This window comes from Flagellimonas abyssi, assembly GCF_019457905.1.
Lineage (GTDB): Bacteria > Bacteroidota > Bacteroidia > Flavobacteriales > Flavobacteriaceae > Flagellimonas > Flagellimonas abyssi.
On sequence record NZ_JAHZSV010000021.1, the window covers coordinates 1 to 22289 of the forward strand.

A 22289-nucleotide genomic window follows, 5' to 3' on the forward strand; every position below is an offset into this window, starting at 1 on the left:
TAGCCCTATCTTTCGATCCAAAAAAAGTTTAAATCACTTCATCAACAATTCGTTACATTTAATTTCGGTGATATATCTTTTTTCACCCTCGTTGGTCTCGTACGACCGGTTCATGAGCTTACCTTCTATTATGACTTCTTTTCCTTTTGATAAAAAATCCTCTGTTATCTCAGCTAATTTGCCCCACGCCACAATATTGTGCCATTGCGTGTCTGTTATCTTTTCGCCCTTTGCATTTTTGTAGGATTCATTTGTTGCGATGGAAAATTTGGCCAATTTGGTGCCATTTTCCAAAATGATGATTTCAGGGTCGTTTCCCAAGTTTCCAATCAATTGTACTTTGTTTCTAAGTGAGTTCATAGTAATAAGATTTAAGAGTTGAACATGTGCTCATCGAACTTCATTGCTCGACGAGGCAAACTTAGAAGCTTTAGAAAGTGTTATTTGACATGTAATCGTTTGCTTTCGTTTGTAAACATATGTAAACAATTACACGTATTTAAAAGTGACCTAAGAATGTTAACTGTGTCTTATTAATTAACCAATAACTACTTAGTCCATGGCAATCCGAAGTATCAATAAATATATTGTTCTCAAAAGATTTAGTTTGGGCAAGATGCTTTACGATAAATTGGATACCATTTATGTACAGGAACATGACCCTGTAAACAAAGAACCCCAGAAGGTTTTCAACGGTGAGAAGGAATATGTTACTGACATTTCTTCAGACGTATACCTTTCATTGCGCAAAGGATTCATTATAGACGATCAGGAAACAGACTGATCTCAACTGCGTTAAAGCACCAAACAAAGACGATTTTTAGTAATCCGTCTAGCCAAAGCTTACTTATCCCCTACCCAATAGTGGCCACAGGCCAATTTAGCACCAAAAGAATCCTCGCATACCTTTTGCATCAATATTTACATCATTTCAATCAATCCGCGCGTGTGTTGGTATGTAATTTTATAGAAAACAAATCAAAAAAATCTATTATATGGAAGCTGTTAAAGCAAAAAATAAAACTTTCAAAAAACTAGGATTCACTTATTTGGAAACTGCTGAAATAGTAGTAAGCCTAAATACCCTTTTGGCCAACTATCAGGTTTTTTATAATAAACTGAGAAATTTCCATTGGAATATTGAAGGGCCAGAGTTTTTTGAACTGCACGAAGAGTTTGAGAACGAATACAACACAGTTAAAGAAAACATTGATATTGTTGCGGAAAGAATCCGTGTATTTGGCGTAAAAAGCAATTTTTCGCTTAAAAAAACACTGGAGCTCTCAAAAATAAAAGAACAAGAAAAAAATATCTCCGCACTAGAAATGGTCAGGGAAGTTTTGCACGACTACGAAATTCTACATGATAGCATGTTGGACGCCATAAACGCCGCTCTTGAAACAGGTGATGTGGTCACAGAGAATATGCTGACGGAATTTATGACAGCGTTGGAGAAAAGACACTGGATGTTCACCGCTTACCTCAAATAGTTGAAGCACACATTCAGCGAACTGATTTATTAACTATAAAAACTATACTATGAAAAAGTTGATTACCATACTATCACTAGCAACCCTAACCGCTTTTGCAGGTTATGGTCAGAATAAAAATTCCGGGGTCATGAAGGCCACTACGCAACTAAAAACCTTTACCATTTCCGAAAATGGAAAGGAAAAGGAATATAGCGTAAAGGTGATGGAACGAAGGAACTATACCATGGAACTGGACAGCAAGGACAAAGGAATGGTGAACCAAGATAGGAAACCATCATCCGCATATGTCACCAAATTGGTAGCCATAGATAGTGACTCAGACCCCAACTATGACGATTATATGGTACTAAAATACAAAGGTTCCGAAAGGAACAACTTTGAGGTGGTACAGACCGATAACGGTTTTGATATTAACGTTGACGATAGATCCATGCACTACAATGTGTTGGAAAGCAATTACCTCATTGACAAGAAGGATAAAAGTTTCTTTATAATTGAGGAATTTGAATCGGAATAGTTGATATGATTTCGTTTTTTGATTGATGATGGAGCCAGGGATTTTCCCTGGCTTTTTCTTTGCTCAAATCGATGGATTAAAACTTATATTTGAACTTTAATTTCAACCTATGGATTCTTGGCTGCGCCCTATTCAATTGGAAGGAGAATTGGTAAAATTAGTTCCCCTGCAAAAAACGCACAAAGTGGATTTGGCCTTTGCCGCATCTGATGGGAAACTTTGGGAGTTGTGGTACACAGCCGTTCCCTCGCCAAAAACCATAGATACCTATATTGAGACTGCGTTATCCGAACAGGCTTCGGGAAAAGCATTGCCCTTTGCCATCATCAACAAAAAAACAAACACTATTGTAGGGACCACCCGCTACCTTAATGTGGACGCCAAGAACAAACGCGTGGAAATAGGTGCTACTTGGTACTCCAAAAAAGTCCAGCGAACAGGAATCAATACCGAATGCAAGTACATTTTGCTAAAATATGCGTTTGAAAACTTAAACTGTATTGCGGTCGAATTTAGAACGCACTTCCACAACCATCCTTCCAGAAATGCCATTTTGAGGTTGGGTGCCAAACAGGATGGTATTTTAAGAAACCACCGGGTAGATGAACACGGCAATTTAAGGGATACCGTTGTATTCTCCATTTTGGACAGCGAATGGAAAACCGTAAAAACTTCGTTGGAATTTAAAATGACGAGGAGTTACTTGGGTTAACCTTTGCTCAGCTTCACCAAGTTGGCAAAATTGTAACTGGCCAATTTTAAGTTCGCCACCGTGTTTGCTTTGGCATCGTCCAAATTCCCAATTTGATTAAGAATGGATACTGCATAGTCCAATCCCATTTCTTGCATCTCGTTAATGTCAACATCAACAGACCCGCAAAAGGCGGCAACGGGAACGTTTCTTTTTTTTGCTGATTTTATAATCCCGCTAATGGTTTTTCCAGAAAAAGTCTGTCCGTCCAATTGTCCTTCGCCCGTAATCACCCAATCCGCTCCTTGCAACGCTTCATCAAAATTGGCTAGCTGCATAATCAAATCAACACCAGAAACCAGTTCGGCATTCAAGAAAACTACCGCTCCCCCACCAACACCGCCGGCAGCTCCAGAACCTGGAATATTTTGGACATCAATGTCGAATGATGCTTTAAGAATTTCGGAAAAAATTTTTAACCCTCCATCCAAAAACTCGATATCCTCCTCAGAAGCACCTTTTTGGGCGCCATAAATTTTGGCCGCACCGCTTTCCCCATAAAAAGGATTGTTCACATCGCACGCCACTTGAATTTTAACTTCGGCCAGCTTTGGATGGATATTGTTTTGACTGATTTCCTTCACCTGGCTCAAATTTTTCCCAATCGGTTTCAATTCATTTCCATGGGTATCAAAAAATTGATAGCCCAACGCTTTAGCCATCCCCATGCCACCATCATTGGTTGCACTGCCTCCAATCCCCAACAATATGGTTTGGACACCACGCTCCAAAGCGTCCAAAATCATCTCACCGGTGCCCAAGGTAGTGGTTTGCATACAATCCATTTCGGTTTTTTGCAGCAACTTATAACCGGATGCTTCGGACATTTCGATAAAAGCCGTTTGCCCATCCTCCGACAGCAGATATTGTGTTGTAATCTCCCTAAAAAGAGGATCATTGACCTTTACGCTCACCTTTGATGCTTTGAGATAATCCGCCACAACATCAATGGTGCCATCTCCACCATCGGCCAAAGGCATCTTCAAAATTTCCGATTTTGGGAAAACTTTATCGATACCTTGAGCAACGGTTTTACAAAATTCGCGTCCTGTGAGCGAGCCTTTATATTTATCGGGTGCCAAAATAAATTTCATCCCTACAATGTACTCAAGTTTATCGAGTTAATCCAAAGATTTGAATCAATACAAGGGAGCAAAATCCAAAACGGCACAGGTTTTGAACATAAGGCGGAAGTATTTATCTTTAATAAAATTACATCATGAGAAAGACTATAATTTTTGTAGCAACAGCTTTAATTACTATGACAACCTTTGCCCAATCCAAAAACTTTTTGGACACTCCCTATTTGGAAACCTCTTCACAAGTGGACACGCTGGTAACCCCGGATAAAATCTATCTGAACATTATTATTCAAGAAAAGGACACTAAAGGCCGTGTCTCCGTAGAAGAACAGGAAAACCAAATGGCACAGCGCTTTAAGGCCATGGGCATTGATTTGGATGAGCAACTGGTCATCAAGGATATGGGAAGTAACTTTAAAAAATATTTCCTGCGCCAAAAAGAGGTGCTCAAAAGCAAGCAATATTCCCTAGTGGTTTATTCTGGAAAAGAACTGGGCGAAGTAATGGTTGCCTTGGAACAATTGGACATTGCCAACACAAGCATTGAAAAAACCGAGTACTCCAAAATGGAAGAACTGGAACTCGAACTACGAACAAAGGCCGTAAAAAAAGCGTTGCAAAAAGCGGAAGCCTTAACAAAACCGTTGGGTCAAAAAGTGGGAATGGCCATTCACATTGCCGACAATTCGCAATACTACCCACGATACAACCAAGCTCCGATGATGGAAATGAAAGCTGTTTCCGCCGACATGGGCAACGCACAACCTTTGGACATCGATTTTGAAAAAATACGAGTGGAGACCACAGTAAACGTAAAATTCGCCCTGTCCAATTAATGGATAGGGTTTCATCAATCAAAAACCGACCAACCCATGAAATCAATCGTACTTATTTTGCTGTTTTGCGCAGGAATCGTTTCTGCCCAGGAAACGCTTCAACTTTCCGAAGGAGAATCATCCCCCAAGGCAAATTTAGAGGAAGTCGCATGGATAGAAGGCCATTGGACCGGTGAAGCCTTCGGTGGAATTGCTGAAGAAATCTGGAGTGCACCTTTGGGCAACTCCATGATGTTCGTGTTCCGATTGGTAAACGATGACAAAGTATCCTTCTATGAGTCAGGACACATTCAACAATTGGACGATTCCATTATACTACAGCTTAAACATTTTGATGGAAACATGAGGGGTTGGGAAGAAAAAGACCAGACCATCGACTTTAAACTGGTGAAACTTGAACCCAACAAGGTATATTTTGAGGGACTTACCATGGAAAAAATAAGCGAAGACCAAATCAATGTTTGGGTCCTTATCGAGGAAAACGGAAATACCGGAGAAGTTCTTTTTGCATACAACCGAATGAAGTAACAAAATAAGTGAAGACCATGTCGGCAAACTTTTGGACAGATCAGAAGTTCACAAAACGGGATTATACTAAGCAAAAATTGCCCAAGGGCGATTACGAAAATTGCCGTTTTGTGGACTGCCTGTTCTCCAAGGGGTACTTGGACAACCAAAATTTTGTGGAGTGCACTTTTGAAGGATGCGACCTTACCAATACCAATATCGCCAATACTACTTTTAACGATGTAATTTTTAAGGACTGTAAAATGGTGGGGGTTCAGTTTGAAACTTGCAATCAACTTTTATTATCACTACGTTTTAGCGGATGTAATCTTTCGGTGGCATCTTTTCATGGAATGGATTTGCCACGTATCATTTTTGATGGGTGCAAGTTCCATCAAACCGACTTTACAGACAGTAATCTGATACAAGCTAAGTTCCCAGAATGTGATTTTGAAAATGCTCTTTTCGACGGCACCCATTTAGAACAGGCCGATTTTACCTCGGCCGTTAATTTCAACATCGACCCATCCATCAATCACATAAATAAAACCCGTTTCAGTGAGGGCGGTCTAATCGGTTTATTAAAAAAGTATGATATTGTGGTGACCTAATCTTATCCTATGCCTGAAAGAAAATGCTTGGTCTGTGGCGAAAAACTCTTGGGCCGTATCGACCAAAAGTACTGTTCCGACCATTGTAGAAACGCATACAATAACCTACTGAACAGAGACAGCAAAAACCTTGTTCGAAACATCAACAACAAACTTCGCAAGAATTACAGAGTTCTTGACAGTTTCCCTCTCAAGGACGGCAAAACCAAGACCACCAAAATGCGGTTGCTGGACAAAGGTTTCGATTTTGAATACCTCACCAACCTATATACCACCAAAAAAGGCAGCACCTATTTTTTTGTCTACGATTTGGGCTATCTACCCCTCGACAATGACTATTTTATGATCGTAAAAAGGGAATGATTATTTCCAACTATGGGAAGTAAGCTTGAGGGCCGCAACCACAATATCTTTTCGGCTGATCTGACCTACCAAAATATCGTTCTTCATCACAGGCAACCTACGTCTATTGTGCCTATCAAAAACACCAGCCGCATCAAAAATGGACATATCGTGGGGAATGGTCTCAACATTCTTGGTCATAAACCGCTCCACACTCTTGTCCAAAATAGGTTGATTAAAATACCTGCTCTCGGATATCTGTTTCATACAGTCGGCTTCCGAAACAATCCCTACCAAAAAACCATTGTTGTCCACAACGGGCCCACCAGAAATATGGTGTTTGGCAAAAGTCTCCATCACTTCCAAAATGGACTGGTCCGGAGAAAAGGTGATCAATTTTTTGGTCATGTAATCCTCCACCAAAATTGGGGCATTGTATTTCTTCTTGGCCTCCTCTTTGCATCGTACGCCTTGAAAACTTTTGATTGCCATATGGTTAGATTTTAAAGTTGAATAATAAATATAGACTTTTTTAGCGAATAACCTAATTTTTGGCGTCAAAATATGAGAACTTTTTAGAATTTCATACATTTAATCACCAACAACGCTAAGCCATGAAATTTTCCCGAACCCTTGCCCTATTACTCCTTCTTTTTGCCGTATACTGGAGCTTTAAATCCTTGATGCCTTCCTACAGCCCCGACCAAGATGTTGAGCTGAAAGCCTTTTCCACAGACAGGGCGCTGGAGCATGTAAAACAATTGTCCATGGAACCCCATGCCGTTGGTTTTCCTGGGCACGAACGTGTCAAAGACTATATCATTTCCGAATTGAACAAATTAGGTTTGAAAACCACTATTCAGGATGGGTATACTGCCGGAGATTGGGGCAACTTGAGCAAGGCAACCAATATTCTTGCAAGAATAGAAGGAAGTGGAGATGGAAAAGCACTTCTTTTACTGTCTCACTACGACAGTAATCCACATTCATCATTGGGTGCAAGCGACGCCGGGAGCGGCGTAGCAACTATTTTGGAAGGGGTTCGCGCCTTTTTGAGCGAAAACAGGACGCCCAAAAACGACATCATTATCCTCATCAGTGATGCAGAGGAACTTGGGCTTAACGGAGCGGACCTTTTTGTAAACAAGCACCCGTGGGCCAAAGATGTAGGCCTTGTACTTAATTTTGAGGCACGGGGCAGCGGTGGCCCCAGTTACATGCTCATCGAAACCAACAGGGGCAATGCCAAATTGATAAAAGAATTCAAAGAGGCCAATCCAAAATATCCCGTGGCCAATTCCTTGGCCTACAGTATCTACAAAATGCTCCCGAACGATACAGACCTTACTGTTTTTAGGGAGGACGGCGATATCGAAGGCTTCAATTTTGCATTTATCGACGACCATTTTGATTACCATACTGCATTGGACAACTACGAAAGATTGGACAGGAACACTCTTGCCCACCAAGGCAGCTACTTAATGCCCCTGCTCACCCATTTTAGTGATGCCGATTTGGATAACCTAAAAAGTTTGAGCGATGAAGTATACTATAATCTCCCTTTTTACAAGATGGTCTCCTACCCTTTTGAATGGATCTGGCCTATGTTCGGTTTTGCAGTTCTTGCGTTTGTACTGCTGCTATTTTTTGGTTTCAAAAACAAAAAGCTCAATATCAAGGATGTTTTCAAGGGTTTTGTTCCAGTGCTCATCACTTTGCTCGTCAACGGACTTGCAGGATATTTCTGTTGGTCCATCATTACATGGTGGTATCCCGGATTTAAGGATATGCTTCATGGATTCACTTACAATGGACATCTCTACATTGTGGTATACGTCATGTTCTCGTTGTTCGTGTGTTTTTATACCTATCACAAATATCGAAAAACAAGCACACCCAATTTATTGGTTGCTCCCATTTTTATTTGGCTTATCGTTTGCGGATTGGTGGCACACTACCTTAAAGGAGCCAGCTTTTTTATAATTCCTCTATTTGGTTTGTTGGCAGGACTCTTGGTGACCGTCAATCAAGAAAAACCAAACGCTTTCCTTATGGTATTTCTGGCATTGCCAGCAGTACTCATCTACTCCCCATTCATTAAAATGTTCCCCGTTGGTCTTGGTTTAAAAATGATGGTCGCCGCAACGCTGTTCACAACACTGTTGTTCTTCCTAATACTCCCATTTTTTGGCCAGTTAAAAAGTAAAGGGCGTTTGGCCTATCTCTGTTTGTTTCTCTTCTTCGCATTTGGAATCACAAGCCATATCCAATCCGACTTTAACGAGAAAAGACCAAAACCAAGCAGCTTGCTATATGTTTACAATGAAGACAAAAACACTTCCCAATGGGCCACTTACGACAATGTTCTGATTGATTGGAACGGTCAATTTCTTGGAGAGGATAAAAAGCAACCCGAAGCAGAGACAATTTCCAGTAAATACCGCACCAATTTGAATTATGTTGCCGATGCTCCGAAAAAAGAAATACCCGTGCCGTACATTGACACGGTAATGGACACCATCGTTGGTGAAAACAGAGTAATTGAAATCTGCATAACCCCGCAAAGAGACGTAAACCGTTTGGAGATTTTTACAAACCCGATAAAATTGGGGAAAGCCAAAGTAAACCAGATTGAGTTATCCTCCCATTTCTTGGAAAACAGGAAAAACAGATTGGTCACACACTACATAACAGACAACAATTTCACGGAACTACAATTGGAGTTTTCCAAGGATTCTGTACTGGAACTTACTCTTTATGAGGCATCCAACGACCTTTTGACACATCCTGACTTCAGTATTCCGGAACGTCCAAAAAACAGTATTCCCATGCCATTTGTTCTAAATGATGCTATATTAACGATTAAAACTTTACGATTTGAGTAAAAACATTGGTGTTTTGGGCTGCGGTTGGCTAGGGTTGCCCTTAGCGAAAAAATTAATTGAAGGTGGATACAACGTTCACGGGACCACAACATCATCCGATAAGTTCTCTGCCTTGGAGAACGAGGGAATCAAACCCTTCAAGGTTCGTTTGTCGGAAAAAGAAATTGAAGGCGACATCCAAAGCTTCCTTTCCCATCTTGATAAAGTGATCATCAACGTGCCGCCGAAACTTCGCGGCAAACAAACCGAAAGCTATGTTGAAAAAATCAAGCATCTCATCACGGAAATCAAAAAGAGTGATGTATCCCATCTCATTTTTGTGAGCAGTACGGCAGTCTACGGAGATTCCGAAGGCGAAGTATCCGAAGAATCACCTACACAGCCCGCAACCGAATCGGGTAGACAATTGGTGGAATGCGAAAGCTTATTTCACAATGAAAACGGATTCAAAACTACCATTATCAGATTTGGGGGATTGATTGGTCCAAATAGGCATCCCATCACAATGCTTTCCGGTCGGGAGAACCTGACTGGCGGAAACAATCCAATAAACCTGATCCACCTTCATGATTGCATTCACATGATTGCTACCATTCTAGAGCAAGGATACTGGGGAGAACTCTTTAACGGTGTATATCCGCATCACCCCAAAAAGCAAATATATTATTTTGAAGAAGCCCAAAAGAGAGGCTTGCCCGCTCCCGCATATGACGAAGAACCCGATACAAAAGGGAAGATAGTACTGAGCAAGAACTTTATGGGCAAAGGCCACACCTTTCAAACTGCAATTGACTCCTAGGGGCATAGCCTTTTACTTATCGAATTCTTAACAGGTGGGTTGGGATTAATTTGTTAGATTTGGCGCACTAAATTGAAGATCAATGAAAAAGTCTGTACTCTTGCTGCTCCTATTTGTGGGCTTTACAGGTATTTCCCAAACAAACGATGCACTTCTAAAGCACTATAATGCCTACTACAAAGAAATGCGCCTTCAGGGTGATATAAATGGTGTAATCAGTGCATTGACGCACCTTAACGTGATTTCTCCATCCAAAGAGAGAAGGGATACTTTGGCCTTTGTTTACATGAACAATGGCAAACACATGCAAGCCTTGAACACTATAGGCATTGAAAAGAATGCTGATGATTCGGATTTGGCGGTACAGGTAAAGGCTTTTTCACTCAAGTCCTTGAACCAGCCCAAAAGAGCTTTGGAACATTTTGAGGAGTTGAATTCCAGAAACCCATCTCCTTACTTGGCTTATGAAATGGCCGATCTTAAAATTCAAACTGGAGATATGGATGGAGCCGTTAAAAATATCGAATATGGTATTGCCAATGCAACGGATGAAATGAAGTATGCCTTTTATGAAAGGCAACAACCCTATGAAGTTCCTCTAAAAGCGGCTTTCTACCATTTGAAGGGATTGGCCGATTTTAACCAGAACAAAGAGAATATCGATGCCGCTATTGCTTCTATTGATGAAGCACTGAAAATAGCCCCGAATTTTAATTTGGCAAGTTTGAGCAAGCAAGCTTTGGAATCGAGAAAGCAACAAGCTGCCGAAGGTTCGGAAGGGACTAAAAATTAAGCTACTGCTTCTTTTTTAGTTCTTGGAGTAGGGCATTATCCTTTTCTTCCTTGATTTGGACCAGCTCGGCCACATTATCGTTGGGTACCGCTATTGACAATACATAATGGGCAATCTTCCATTGCCCATTTATTTTTTTAAGTACTCCGGAACCTCTGCAAATTTTCATTTGGGTATCCAACAATTCGTCGAACCAGGCAAAATCGGCAGACTCGCCTACATAAATATTTCGCTGTACCGCCGTAAAGCTCCATGCTTTGCCCTTATCAAAATAGGGTTTGGAGAATACCCTGAATTCATCGTTCTGCCAGTTTTCCATGGCATCGGTTCCCAAGAACACACCGTCCTCGGTCATTTTATCAAAATAGGCCTCAAAATCAGCGTTCGCCGCAGCAAGGTGCCAACCATCCAGCACATCATTGATTTTATCCTCCTCCGTATTCTGAGCAAATAGGGTCGCTGATACCGTTAAAAGCACCAAGACAAGAATCTTATGTTTCATCTAGAATCAGTTTTTTATCCAATTGGCTGTTCATGATCACATTCAACTGCTTACGTATGGAATTGTATGCCTCCAACACCTTTATAGTGGGCTCTGTGGTCGGTTGATTTTCCATAATGCTGGTCTTGGCCTTGTAGAGAAAAGTGCGCATCACCATTTGTCTGCTCTTCACTTGAAACGAATCGAAAAGTTCTGGGTATTGGCCCGCTTCCAGTTTCTTCTCCTTTTCTATTAAATCGTCAATAGCAAGTGCCAAATCTTCATTGTTGGTTGCTTTATAAAGCACATCGATACTACTGTTCAAATCTTTGAACTGTTGCCAATCAGCTACTATAGCAGCAGCTGCGGGATTGATTTCAACTTTTTCGGGCATTTTTTGATAGTTGAACTCCAACTCCTCTGTGTTCACCTCAACAGGGGCTTCTTCAACCTTTTTACAGGCGTTTAGAAGTACTATCAGAACAAGAATACCTAACAATTTTTGCATAAGCGAATGTACAAATTTTAATAAAGGGTATCTTTGACCTCGAACTAAATTAACTTCATTTTTAATGCATAAGCCCATATTGATCATTGGCGCCTGTGGCCAAATAGGAACGGAACTCACCTTTGAACTTAGAAGCAAGTACGGTGCTGATAATGTAATTGCAAGTGACATTCGCGAAGGCGGAGACGCCTTGATGCAGTCAGGACCTTTTGAACTATTGGACGCCACCAACTATGCCGCAATTGAAGATGTGGTGATGCATTATGAGATTGATGAAGTTTACTTAATGGCTGCCATGCTCAGCGCCACGGCAGAAAAATTCCCAATGCGTGCATGGAACCTGAACATGAATTCCCTTTTCAATGTCCTGAATTTGGCAAAGGACAAAAAGATTTCCAAAGTATTCTGGCCTTCCAGCATAGCTGTGTTTGGACCAAACACCCCTAAAACCAATACTCCGCAGAGTACAATCATGGAACCAAGTACGGTGTACGGCATAAGTAAGCAATCGGGGGAAAGGTGGTGCGAATACTATCATAAAAAATATGGCGTGGATGTTAGAAGTGTCCGCTACCCAGGGTTGATAAGCTGGAAAACGATGCCTGGTGGTGGCACTACCGATTATGCCGTTGAGATTTATCATGAAGCACTTAAAAAAGGTTCATATGAGTGCTTTTTAAAGAGTGATACAGAACTTCCCATGATGTATATGGACGATGCCATTAGAGCAACTATTGATTTAATGGAGAGTCCATCAGAGCAAATAAAAGTAAGATCTTCCTATAATCTGGCCGGTATGAACTTTACCCCTGAAAAAATGGCCGAAAGCATTGTTGGGCACATTCCAAACTTCAAAATAAGCTACACCCCTGATTTTAGACAGGAAATTGCTGATTCTTGGCCCAGTAGCATTGATGATACAGAGGCAAGAAATGAGTGGGGCTGGGAACCTAGATTCAATTTGGACCAGACCACAAAGGAGATGTTAGAAAATCTGAAGGGTTAGGCGACTACTCCTCTTCACCGGAATCAGAATCTGAATCTGAAAAGTCCTCGTCTTCCTCAGGGATTTTATCATAATCCTCGGAATCAAAGTTTTCCTCATCGCTATCATCCTCATCAAAGTCGGCCATGGAACGTTCCAGTTTTGAGCTGATCTTTACCAGATATTTGGTATCCTCGGTAGATACTTCCACAGCCTCTATATATTCTCCCTTTATATTCTTGAAGTTAATTACATCATCATCCCCATATCCATCAGGATATTTTTCCACCAAAAGCTTGAGTACCTCGGAGGTGAGTTTTTTATAGTCTACAATTACGCGTTTGAGGTTGTCCATGGTGTTGTTGGTTACTTATCCTAAGTTATATAACTATTGTGATTGTATGGAAAAATTATAAAAAAAATCTTTGCATTTCAAAATTGGGGCGATTTTATCGACCAAAAATGATGTTAACCTGAAGTTGGTATTAAAAAAAGGGAAAGAATACAGAAAAACAACTGAGAGGAAAGATTAAGTCATTCTACCGACTTTACAATAATTATGTATCTTAACCTAATCTAATTCAAGGCTTAACCTACAAAACGAGGACCATGAGCATTCTCAACGACCTGCAAGAACTTGAAAGTGCCGGGGTAATCTCCAAGGATACCTCGACAAGAATCGAATCTTACTACAAAAACAAGAAAGACCCATCCACCAACAAGCTTTTTGTGGTTTTTGGCATTTTGGGGGCAATTTTGGTCGGTCTGGGGACGATTCTAATCATTGCGCATAACTGGGATGAACTGTCCCGTGGGCTAAAAACAGGGGCGGCATTTCTTCCTTTATTAATCGGGCAAGCTTTATGCTCGTTCACCCTACTAAAAAAGCATCAAAATATTGCTTGGAAAGAAGGCTCAGCGGTTTTTCTGTTCTTTGCCGTTGGCGCCAGCATCGCGTTGATCAGTCAGATATATAATATTCCCGGAAATTTAAGCTCATATCTACTGACCTGGATGCTCTTGATGTTGCCCCTTGTTTATGTAATGAAATCCTCAATGGTTTCTTTGCTCTACATTATTGGAACAACCTATTTCGCAAGCGAAACCGGATATTGGGACTACCCCACTGAGATACCTTATGTTTATTGGCTGATGATTGCCGCTATTGTTCCACACTATTATCTTTTACTAAAGAAAAGTCCCAACAGCAACTTTCTACGCTTTCATAATTGGTTTGTCGCCTTGTCCCTTACTGTGGTTCTGGGTACTTTTTCCAAACAAATGGACGAACTCATGTTCTTGGCATACGCATCTTTGTTCGGCCTGTTCTATCTTTTTGGAACAAGTAAATTCCTCCCGGATAAGACCACAAAAAATGCCTTTACCCTATTGGGAAGCGTGGGGACCGTTGTGATTCTATTGATTTTAAGTTTTAATGAGTTTTGGGAGCATCTCATTAAAAAAGAAATGTTCCTGAATGAAATTATTGTTGCTCCAGAATTCATCATTACCGTCATTTTATCCGTATTGGCCATGATGTTTTTGTATGAACGGTTAAAATCGTCATCGATTAAAGGTATATCTCCTTTTTCGGTTGCTTTCCTATTGTTTATACCTATTTTCTTTATGGGAACATTTTCATCCATAGCGGCGGTATTCTTGATAAATCTTTTGGTTTTCGCCATTGGAATCCTAACAATTAGAGCTGGTTCCAAACAGAACCATTTGGGTATTCTCAACTACGGTCTTCTTATTATAGCTGCATTGATTGTTTGCAGGTTTTTTGATACCGACCTAAGTTTTGTAATCCGTGGATTGCTATTTATATCTGTTGGTGTGGGATTCTATTTTGTCAATTATAGAATGATTAAAAAAAGACAGGAAAATGACTAGCAGGAACAAACAAATACTCATTTTTGCCATAGTGGCACTAGCTCAGCTCTATGTTCCCGCCAAAATGATTTGGAACCAAGAAAGCATACTGGAGGAAGGCAGCGAATACAAATTCAAGACTGTCCCGGTCGACCCTAACGATCCTTTTAGGGGGAAATACATTACATTGACATTTGAAGAAAACACCTTTACAGTACCGGATGAAAAGGACTGGTCCCGTGGTGAAAAAGTGTATATCCTTCTTGGCACGAACAAATCCGGGTTTGCAAAAATAGATTCCATTTCCAAACAGGCGCCCAACGGCCAACAGGATTTTGTAGAGGCCAAGGCATGGTTTGTGTCCAGAAACGGAGAAAACAAGGTATCAATCGATTACCCGTTTAACAGATTTTATATGGAGGAATCCAAGGCGTACGATGCCGAAGCCACCTATCAAAAATCACAGATTGACACAACCAAAACCACATACGCCCTGGTTTCCATTAAAAACGGGGATGCCGTGCTAAAAGATGTGTTGATAGATGATATTCCGATTAGGGAAATAGTCATAAAGGAACAGAGTAAAGACCCGCGCTAAAATTGGTATCGGCAAGAATTAGGCTCTTAAAAAACCCTTTGGTTGCCTTGTTGATGAAAACCTCCGTTATTTGGCAAATTAACATGGGAACGGAGGGTAAAGTGGAATTTTGGTTAACTTGTCCTGTCAGGTTGATGATAAAATTGATATCATGATTAAAAGAGGCTTAGTTTTTATTCTTACGTCAATTTGGTTTTCATCATTTGGTCAAAATGTACCTGATGGGTTTTTATCCAATCAAACACAAATAGATTCCTTATCCGAATCATCAAAATATGATGATGCGCTCCACCTTGCATTTCAAAATCTTGAAATCGCAAAAAGAGAAGGTTCCCATCTGCTTTTGGGAAAGGCAAAGAGCAAAATCTCACATCTATACTTCAGGAAGGGCGATTACGATTCCACAACCCATTATGCAAAGCAAGCAATGAACTTGGCGAGTGCCAATAAACTACCAGAGGTAATGACAAGCGCCTTGCTTTCACTTGGCAATGTCCATTATTCAAAGTTCGAAGACATTGATGCCATAGACCACTATCAAAAAATAGATTCCATTTCCGAGCGCTATGGTGAAAAAAACCCACATGTGGTAAATGCACTGTTCAATCTGGGAAAGGTATTGTTGCGAACCTACAGCGTACAGGACACATCCTATGTTGGGAAAGCAGAGCGTTATTTCCGCAGTGCCCAAAAAATGGCTTCGGAAATCGGAAATCCTGAAGAAGAACATTTCGGTTATATAATGCTGGGCAATATTTATGGGCAACGACGGGAATATGAAAAAGCTATCCCTTACTTTAAAAAAAGTTTGGCCTATTTTGAACGTATGGGCTCCAGTAAACGGGTGGCGGACATCTATTGGTCCCTTGGTATTATTGAGACGGACCTCAACAACTACGAGCAAGCCGAATTTTATTACAAGAAAAGACTCGACCTATTGACACAGGCGGGAAACCCCGAAGAAATCGCAAATGCCTATCGGGTCCATGCAGGTTTCCTTCAAAGAATCAACAGACACCGAGAAGCCATCCCATATTTGGAAAAGGCATATGATTATTTCCAAGATTCCGATGCGGGCCATAGCGGCATTCTATTGGGAATTACAAGCTCACTTGCCGAGTCTTATAGAAAAACGGGGGATTTTGAAAAAGCTACCGAGTTCTATAGCCAAACCTTGGTGCATCAAGATTCTTTGGATGCCCGAAAACAAAAAAGTCTTGCATTGGATCTGGAAGCCAAATACCAAACCCAAAAAAAGGAGCAGGAAATCGCTTTGCTAAAGTCTCAGAATGACCTGGCCGAGGAGCGTAAAAAAAATCAGCAAAATATTCTTTTGGGAGGAATTGTGCTTATCTCATTGGTCGCCCTCTCGTTATTTTTGCTCTACCGCAACCGTCAAAAGACCAATAAACGCTTAATGGAACTGGACACCGCCAAATCAAATTTTTTCGCCAACATTTCCCATGAGCTGCGCACGCCATTGTCCTTGATAAAGGGCCCGGTGGAACAGCAACTAGAAAACACCCGTCTTAGTGAGGAAGACAAACAAAATTTGACCATTGCCAAAAAAAATGCCGAACGGCTGACCACATTGGTGGACCAATTGCTCGACCTGTCCAAACTCGAATCCAGTTTTTACAAATTACAGGTTGGCCGAGGGCTGTTGTCCCAGTTTCTAAAATCCATTGCTGAATCGTTTGTGTTCCAGACCAACAAAAAATCACAGCTGCTCAACATTCAGATTTCCATTGAAGAACATCTATACTGGTACGATGCCGATGTGCTTCAAAAAATAGTGGTGAACCTTTTGGGCAATGCACTAAAATACAGTCCCGAAAAGGCCGAAATCCATGTAAGTGCAAACATTGGGGATGGCAACCTTTCGTTATCTGTAAAAAACACCGGCATTTCACTTTCCAAAGAAATGCTCAATAACATTTTCGACCGTTTCCACCGAAGCCACGAAAATGAGCCGGGAACAGGTATTGGTCTGGCACTTACCAAAGAGCTGGTGGAACTGCACAAGGGCAAAATACACGTAAAAAACGATGCCGATAGTATCACTTTTTATATTGAGGTCCCCGTTCATGAAAATGCCTTTTCAATAAACGAGAAAGACATGCATTCGGAACCTACCACTTACCAAACTCCATACCAAGAGAGCGAAATCATTGATAGCCATAACAATGAAAGTGTTTCTGTAGAACACAATGAGGCCAAGGACATTATATTAATTGTGGATGACAATGAAGATATACGCACGTATATTTCTTCCATTTTGCATAACAAATACCATGTAATTACCGCCGAAAATGGCGATGTCGGATTTCAAAAGGCACTAAAGCAGGTGCCCGATCTAATCATCACAGATTTAATGATGCCAAAGGAAGATGGTCTGAAACTTACCAAAAATTGTAAGACCAACGATACTACATCCCATATACCCATTATAATGCTCACTGCCAAGACAGGTGATGAAAACCGATTGCAAGGATTGGAGATTGGAGCCGATAGTTATCTGACCAAGCCATTTAACAACAAAGTTTTGAAGCAAACGGTCCAAAATCTTTTGGAGAGCCGTAAACAATTACAAAAACGCTTTAGCCAAGAGGTAATATTAACCCCAAAGGACATTTCGATTGGTTCGTATGACCAACGGTTCTTGGAATCCCTACAAACCATTTTGGACGAACAATTGGTCTCGTCCAATTTTAACGCGGAGGCCTTCTCCGTTGCCATTGGCATGAGCAGAATGCAACTTCATCGCAAGCTAAAGGCACTCACCGGTCAGACCACATCGGAGTTTATCCGGGGCCAGCGGCTAAAACTGGCAGCCAAACTTTTACAGGAAAGTGATGTCAACATCTCAGAAATAGGATATCAAGTAGGTTTTAACGATCATTCCTATTTTACAAAATGCTTTCGGGAAACCTATGGCCTCTCCCCTTCTGAATTCAGTAAGAACAAGACTTTTTAAATTCTTCCCGATCGGAAAACCGTAGTTATGTTACATATTTCACAGGCTTTGATACATAATTCATAGCCATCTGTCCCTAATACCATTAAGTTTGATTCCAAGGTTGGCAGTGTAAGTCACAAACGTATTCCACCTTACCAATAACTAAAAAAAAACTTCATATCAACATGAAGAAAAAGAGATATGAAGGGATACTGGATGAAGTTCCCCGTTTTGAAATCTATCTAAACGTCAACAAACTAAAAAAAGGGAAATACCTACTAAAAATCATGAACCAAAACAAAATTATCAAGAACACACATTTCTCCAAAGAATGATTCCCCAGTAAAACGTAAGTTTTTAACAGTACAATTAAATACAACCTTAAAAATGAAAACCTCAAACTTATATATTAAGACTACGCTTGCTATTTTCTTGACCACTTTATTCATCGGCTGTTCCGCAGAAGATGGTGAGCAAGGTCCGACAGGGCCTCAAGGAGCACAAGGTGAACAAGGGCCAACTGGACCCCAAGGTGAACCTGGAGAAAATGGAAATGCCAATGTAATCGCCTCTGAATGGATACCGGAACAATTTTCGAATGATATTGTAAGCTATACCCAGTTCTATATTGAGGATGAGGTATTTACCAGCGATATTTTAAATTCTGGAACCGTTCTGGTATATGGGCGTGATGGCGTTTACGTTGTTCCTATTCCCGTAGTCTTCAACGACCAAACCTATTACTTTGTATTGCCCGAAACTTTGGGCGAAATCATCTTTATCGCCCGATCAGTTGATAACTCCCTCACCTCCTTTGGTGTATTCACGGATTTTAGATATGTGATTATACCCGATAGCAGTACTACCATGAAAGACGGGCAGACCATAAACTTTAATAAAATGACCTACTATGAAGTAATGGACCACTTTGGTCTTTCTTATTAGCAATTACCGTGAACGAAAACTACAATACTTTTTATAAATAAAATAAATCATGAATACTGTAAAGCCATTTTTTAAACTACTATTTATCTGCTTTGCCCTTTTGTTACAGGGCTGCAGCAATGATGACAATGGAAGTGAAATCGAAGATGAAATTGAAGACGTCGATGACGTTGGAGATGATGACGATGACGAAGGGGAAATTACCGTTGGGACCTTGACCACGTTGAGTCCTTCCAATAACGAAAAGCCCGTTTCCAAGACACCTACCATAGTCTGGGAGGAGTACGACGGAGAGCAAACGGTAACATACTCCGTTTTTCTTGGAACCTCCGAAGACGGGTTAGCAGAATTCGCATCCGGACTTGACATGCCCACCTTTGATATAGAGGAAACCGACCCCCTTGAACTGAACACCGACTATTATTGGCAGGTAATAGCCGTTGAAGATGGTACCATCCTGGCAGAAAGTGAGGTACAACTCTTTACCACCGAAACCATATTCGCCACCTTGATTACCGAAGATGCAGCATACGGGAGCAGAAAGGGTGCGGCTGTTGAAGTTTTTAATGAAAAAATATGGTTGATCGGAGGCCGAGACGAAACGGATACTCCGCTTCCGGATATTTGGTCCAGTGCAGATGGTGAAAACTGGACATTTGAAGGCAATCTTTCTTTTGGGGCCATTTATGGGCACGAGCTGATCTCGTTCAATGGCAGATTATGGATCTACGGAGGTAGTTCCGAGGGTATTCTGTCCAATAAGATTTTTAGTTCTGAAGATGGTATCACTTGGGTAGAGGAAACGGAGACCACACCCTTTACTCAATATCAGTCCTCTAGATTTGCGATTCTTGGAAATCAAATATTTAGGATTGCCGGCTACAGGGGCGATGTGGAAGAACTTTCCCCTGAGCGAAATGTTTATAGCAGTTCGGATGGCTTAAATTGGGTGCTGGAAACCGAAAACCATGGGTTTGAATCCAAATACGGTTTTCGAATTGAAAGCCTTAACGATATCCTTTATTGTTTTGAACCCGACCCGGATTCGGACATCGAAGCAATCAGCACTAGGACTAGTTCTGATGGCGTCAATTGGTCCGACCCAGTTGTTTCCAATATTCGAGAAAGAGGTATAAACTCTGTAAGCACTGTGGTATTCGACGATAGAATCATATTGATGACCACTCCTGTTGATGGCCCCAACAGCTACTCCACCTTTTATATATCCCAAAATGGTGAAGATTGGGAGTTGGCCACTACGATTGATTCCTTCCCTATACAAGCTATTTTCTTTACGTTGGTCAATTTAAATGGGAAACTTTTTGCGATCGGAGGGACCCAAAGGAGTAATTTTTCGTCAACCGACAATACCGTTTGGAAGTTGAACTGATGCAATAGTATTTGAAGAAATATTGAGGATATTGATTTACAAGAAGTATCGAATATTAGGAATTAAGATATTCGATACTTCTTGTATGTCCATACTACATCTCAAAAACGTTTGATATAACCCAATTTCACAGTGTATTGGTCATCAAAAGTGTCCGAAGCAAACTCTATACGGTCATACGATGCTTCTACATAAACAATATGGGTTTGGCCCAACAGATTTCTATAGCCCAAGGCAAAATTAGTAGAGCGCAACCTTGCTGTATTATTGAACAGCACATTGTTCGATGTATTGTCCGGCGAAAAACCGGTCCCCACCCGTACGCTAAAATAATCTTCGGCTCCGCCAAAATAGTATCTTGCCGTAAGTGCATACGCATCTGCTATCTCAGCATCTACCGTATTCAGATATGTCCTAAGGTTAAACCAGTAATTCTTGTAATATTTACCCAATCCAAAGGTGTAAGTCCATGAGGCTTCATCAAACTGCAACATCCTAAAACCAGCATCGACTTCAAAGGCGGCAGGCAGATTGGTATCAAGTGAAAATCCAGCGCGATACTCTGGAAAAATAGCTTTGTCGTTGGATATTCCCCCATTGATATAGGCATAAAACATTTTTGAAATTCTTGGATAAAAATCCACCTCGAACTGTGTACTACCAATTCCAAACCTATTCCCATAATTTAGCCTGCCAAAAATCGGTCCAATGCTTGATTGCCTTCCATAATGCAGACTGGCCAAATGCCAAGGTTGGTCAAAACGCTCCTTGAAGTGCACAAAATTATAGGAGACTCCTACCTCATTCAAGTTTTCGCCCGTGGCCATATTCTGTAGCAAGGACCGTACGTTGGTGGATTTTGGATGATACTTCAAAGCGGTGTTCAACGTTTTGCTTGCTTCTTGACTTCGCTTTAAATCCATCAATATTTTTGCTTTGAGCACTAACAGGCTCTCTGAATCTGGATGGGATTGCAATCCTTTGTCAACAATTTCCAAGGCCTTCTCCGAATCTTGATTCCAGAACTCCAAGCTGGCGTAAGCCAAGGCTGCGTCTTCATACCCCGAATTCGAATTGAAAGTTGCTCCTAGGATTCTTCTTGCGTTATCGGGTTGTTTATCCCAGGTGTACAATCGTCCCAAAAAAATGGCACTGCCTGGGACATATATGGGGCAAACCTCATTTTGTTAGGTTTTCCTAATAAAATCAGTAAAAGTGATATCCCCAAAAGCGAAAAAGAGAGTGAAGTGGCGGACGACATCCTGCCCGGGTACGGGTTACCTGATTGTATCCCAAAAAATCCTCCACAATAAATTGGTCTATTCCCAAATCAATTGCAAAAATATCCTGACTCAAAGTTAACAAACCTACAATCAATAAAAATGCATTGACGATATGCGCAAAAACTATATTATAGTGTTTTACAATAAGTACTATGGTCGCTCCCAAAAAAATAAAGCACAAGGCTGTGTTGAATTTCATTGAAGGGAGTTCGGAGACAACCCTGGTAAGCGATTCCAATTGAAACATCCATCCCAATATGGCCAAAATTGACACGATATTGATGATAGCAGAAATGATAAGTATGTATCTTTTGAGCATTTTTTTGGGGAAACAGTATAATTATGTAGCGTTTTACTTACAAAAAATTATACTTAATTCAAAAAAGGAACTCTGTTGTAAAAAGAAATCCATTTTTAAGGTTCGGATACTTCTTCATAAACATTTACTTATCATAGAAAAAATTAGCCCTTACCGAAAAACCGAAACAATATTTACAATCGTATTAATCCATATGAATTTTAACATGTTGAATTTCCAACACAGCTCATACAACCTATAAATGCTCAATTTAGCATTTTAACTAATTTTTATCATTTAACACATTGTGTGTCTTACGATTATATAATTTTGACTAATTTTTAAAATATGCGT

At 40.7% G+C, this 22289-nt stretch carries 26 protein-coding genes; 18 read left to right on the forward strand and 8 right to left on the reverse strand.

What is annotated here, in order from left to right; all coding sequences use genetic code 11:
• Positions 1-33: 33 nt before the first annotated feature.
• A complete protein-coding gene (locus K1F36_RS13820; protein WP_220114355.1) occupies positions 34-360 on the reverse strand; it encodes a single-stranded DNA-binding protein in 327 nt (108 codons plus the stop codon).
• Positions 361-559: 199 nt separating this feature from the next.
• Between K1F36_RS13820 and K1F36_RS13825 the strand changes: the two genes are divergently transcribed.
• From K1F36_RS13825 to K1F36_RS13840, 4 genes are all read left to right on the forward strand, one after another.
• Positions 560-784, forward strand: a complete 225-nt coding sequence (locus tag K1F36_RS13825; protein WP_220114356.1) for a hypothetical protein — start codon at positions 560-562, stop codon at positions 782-784.
• A gap of 211 nt (positions 785-995) precedes the next feature.
• A complete protein-coding gene (locus tag K1F36_RS13830; protein WP_220114357.1) occupies positions 996-1490 on the forward strand; it encodes a Dps family protein in 495 nt (164 codons plus the stop codon).
• Between the two features lie 49 nt (positions 1491-1539).
• On the forward strand, positions 1540-2010 hold the full coding sequence (locus tag K1F36_RS13835) for a hypothetical protein (protein ID WP_220114358.1): 471 nt from the start codon (positions 1540-1542) through the stop codon (positions 2008-2010).
• A gap of 109 nt (positions 2011-2119) precedes the next feature.
• Positions 2120-2722 carry a GNAT family N-acetyltransferase gene (locus tag K1F36_RS13840; protein WP_220114359.1) on the forward strand — a complete coding sequence of 201 codons (603 nt, stop codon included), beginning with the start codon at positions 2120-2122 and terminating at the stop codon, positions 2720-2722.
• Here the strand turns inward: K1F36_RS13840 and K1F36_RS13845 are convergent.
• A complete protein-coding gene (locus K1F36_RS13845) occupies positions 2719-3855 on the reverse strand; it encodes a glycerate kinase (protein WP_220114360.1) in 1137 nt (378 codons plus the stop codon). The two genes, K1F36_RS13840 and K1F36_RS13845, sit on opposite strands and share 4 nt — an antisense overlap.
• 125 nt (positions 3856-3980) lie before the next feature.
• Between K1F36_RS13845 and K1F36_RS13850 the strand changes: the two genes are divergently transcribed.
• From K1F36_RS13850 to K1F36_RS13865, 4 genes are read left to right on the forward strand one after another with little or no spacing between them, the layout of a single operon-like run.
• On the forward strand, positions 3981-4679 hold the full coding sequence (locus K1F36_RS13850) for an SIMPL domain-containing protein (RefSeq protein WP_220114361.1): 699 nt from the start codon (positions 3981-3983) through the stop codon (positions 4677-4679).
• Between the two features lie 36 nt (positions 4680-4715).
• Positions 4716-5207, forward strand: a complete 492-nt coding sequence (locus K1F36_RS13855) for a DUF6265 family protein (RefSeq protein WP_220114362.1) — start codon at positions 4716-4718, stop codon at positions 5205-5207.
• A 17-nt stretch (positions 5208-5224) separates the two neighbouring features.
• Positions 5225-5797, forward strand: coding sequence for a pentapeptide repeat-containing protein (locus K1F36_RS13860; protein ID WP_220114363.1), 573 nt, complete (start codon positions 5225-5227; stop codon positions 5795-5797).
• 9 nt (positions 5798-5806) lie between these two features.
• The gene (locus tag K1F36_RS13865) at positions 5807-6160 is read left to right on the forward strand and encodes a hypothetical protein (RefSeq protein ID WP_220114364.1); all 354 of its coding nucleotides are present in this window, start codon (positions 5807-5809) and stop codon (positions 6158-6160) included.
• On the opposite strand, the gene K1F36_RS13870 is transcribed toward K1F36_RS13865, so the two are convergent.
• Positions 6161-6631, reverse strand: a complete 471-nt coding sequence (locus K1F36_RS13870; protein ID WP_108245353.1) for a CBS domain-containing protein — start codon at positions 6629-6631, stop codon at positions 6161-6163. It lies immediately after the preceding gene.
• Between the two features lie 122 nt (positions 6632-6753).
• On the opposite strand from K1F36_RS13870, the gene K1F36_RS13875 reads away from it, so the two are divergent.
• From K1F36_RS13875 to K1F36_RS13885, 3 genes are all read left to right on the forward strand, one after another.
• The gene (locus tag K1F36_RS13875) at positions 6754-9024 is read left to right on the forward strand and encodes a M28 family peptidase (protein ID WP_220114365.1); all 2271 of its coding nucleotides are present in this window, start codon (positions 6754-6756) and stop codon (positions 9022-9024) included.
• Positions 9017-9823: an SDR family oxidoreductase gene (locus tag K1F36_RS13880; protein WP_220114366.1), complete on the forward strand. Its 807-nt coding sequence runs from the start codon at positions 9017-9019 to the stop codon at positions 9821-9823. The genes K1F36_RS13875 and K1F36_RS13880 overlap by 8 nt, the downstream gene beginning before the upstream one ends.
• A gap of 82 nt (positions 9824-9905) precedes the next feature.
• Positions 9906-10616 carry a hypothetical protein gene (locus K1F36_RS13885; protein ID WP_220114367.1) on the forward strand — a complete coding sequence of 237 codons (711 nt, stop codon included), beginning with the start codon at positions 9906-9908 and terminating at the stop codon, positions 10614-10616.
• 1 nt (position 10617) lies between these two features.
• On the opposite strand, the gene K1F36_RS13890 is transcribed toward K1F36_RS13885, so the two are convergent.
• On the reverse strand, positions 10618-11118 hold the full coding sequence (locus tag K1F36_RS13890; protein ID WP_220114368.1) for a nuclear transport factor 2 family protein: 501 nt from the start codon (positions 11116-11118) through the stop codon (positions 10618-10620).
• A complete protein-coding gene (locus K1F36_RS13895) occupies positions 11108-11605 on the reverse strand; it encodes a hypothetical protein (protein WP_220114369.1) in 498 nt (165 codons plus the stop codon). The genes K1F36_RS13890 and K1F36_RS13895 overlap by 11 nt, the downstream gene beginning before the upstream one ends.
• Before the next feature lie 64 nt (positions 11606-11669).
• Here K1F36_RS13895 and K1F36_RS13900 point away from each other — a divergent pair, with 64 nt between their 5' ends.
• On the forward strand, positions 11670-12611 hold the full coding sequence (locus K1F36_RS13900; protein WP_220114370.1) for an NAD-dependent epimerase/dehydratase family protein: 942 nt from the start codon (positions 11670-11672) through the stop codon (positions 12609-12611).
• 4 nt (positions 12612-12615) lie between these two features.
• Here the strand turns inward: K1F36_RS13900 and K1F36_RS13905 are convergent, their stop codons facing one another.
• A complete protein-coding gene (locus K1F36_RS13905) occupies positions 12616-12945 on the reverse strand; it encodes a hypothetical protein (RefSeq protein WP_220114371.1) in 330 nt (109 codons plus the stop codon).
• Between the two features lie 254 nt (positions 12946-13199).
• Here K1F36_RS13905 and K1F36_RS13910 point away from each other — a divergent pair, with 254 nt between their 5' ends.
• The 6 genes from K1F36_RS13910 (at position 13200) to K1F36_RS13935 (ending at position 20354) form a co-directional block, all read left to right on the forward strand.
• The gene (locus K1F36_RS13910) at positions 13200-14483 is read left to right on the forward strand and encodes a DUF2157 domain-containing protein (protein ID WP_220114372.1); all 1284 of its coding nucleotides are present in this window, start codon (positions 13200-13202) and stop codon (positions 14481-14483) included.
• Positions 14476-15060 (forward strand): GDYXXLXY domain-containing protein, encoded by a 585-nt coding sequence (locus tag K1F36_RS13915; RefSeq protein WP_220114373.1) that lies wholly within the window; start codon positions 14476-14478, stop codon positions 15058-15060. The genes K1F36_RS13910 and K1F36_RS13915 overlap by 8 nt, the downstream gene beginning before the upstream one ends.
• A gap of 151 nt (positions 15061-15211) precedes the next feature.
• Entirely contained in the window at positions 15212-18037 is a 2826-nt protein-coding gene (locus tag K1F36_RS13920) for a hybrid sensor histidine kinase/response regulator transcription factor (protein WP_220114374.1), read from the forward strand.
• Positions 18038-18204: 167 nt separating this feature from the next.
• Positions 18205-18354, forward strand: coding sequence for a hypothetical protein (locus K1F36_RS13925; protein WP_220114375.1), 150 nt, complete (start codon positions 18205-18207; stop codon positions 18352-18354).
• A gap of 52 nt (positions 18355-18406) precedes the next feature.
• Entirely contained in the window at positions 18407-18964 is a 558-nt protein-coding gene (locus K1F36_RS13930) for a collagen-like triple helix repeat-containing protein (protein ID WP_220114376.1), read from the forward strand.
• A 49-nt stretch (positions 18965-19013) separates the two neighbouring features.
• Entirely contained in the window at positions 19014-20354 is a 1341-nt protein-coding gene (locus K1F36_RS13935) for a hypothetical protein (protein WP_220114377.1), read from the forward strand.
• 101 nt (positions 20355-20455) lie between these two features.
• Here the strand turns inward: K1F36_RS13935 and K1F36_RS13940 are convergent, their stop codons facing one another.
• Both K1F36_RS13940 and K1F36_RS13945 read right to left on the reverse strand, forming a co-directional pair.
• On the reverse strand, positions 20456-21496 hold the full coding sequence (locus K1F36_RS13940) for a YaiO family outer membrane beta-barrel protein (protein WP_220114378.1): 1041 nt from the start codon (positions 21494-21496) through the stop codon (positions 20456-20458).
• 64 nt (positions 21497-21560) lie between these two features.
• Positions 21561-21956, reverse strand: coding sequence for a hypothetical protein (locus K1F36_RS13945; RefSeq protein WP_220114379.1), 396 nt, complete (start codon positions 21954-21956; stop codon positions 21561-21563).
• Positions 21957-22289: the final 333 nt, after the last annotated feature.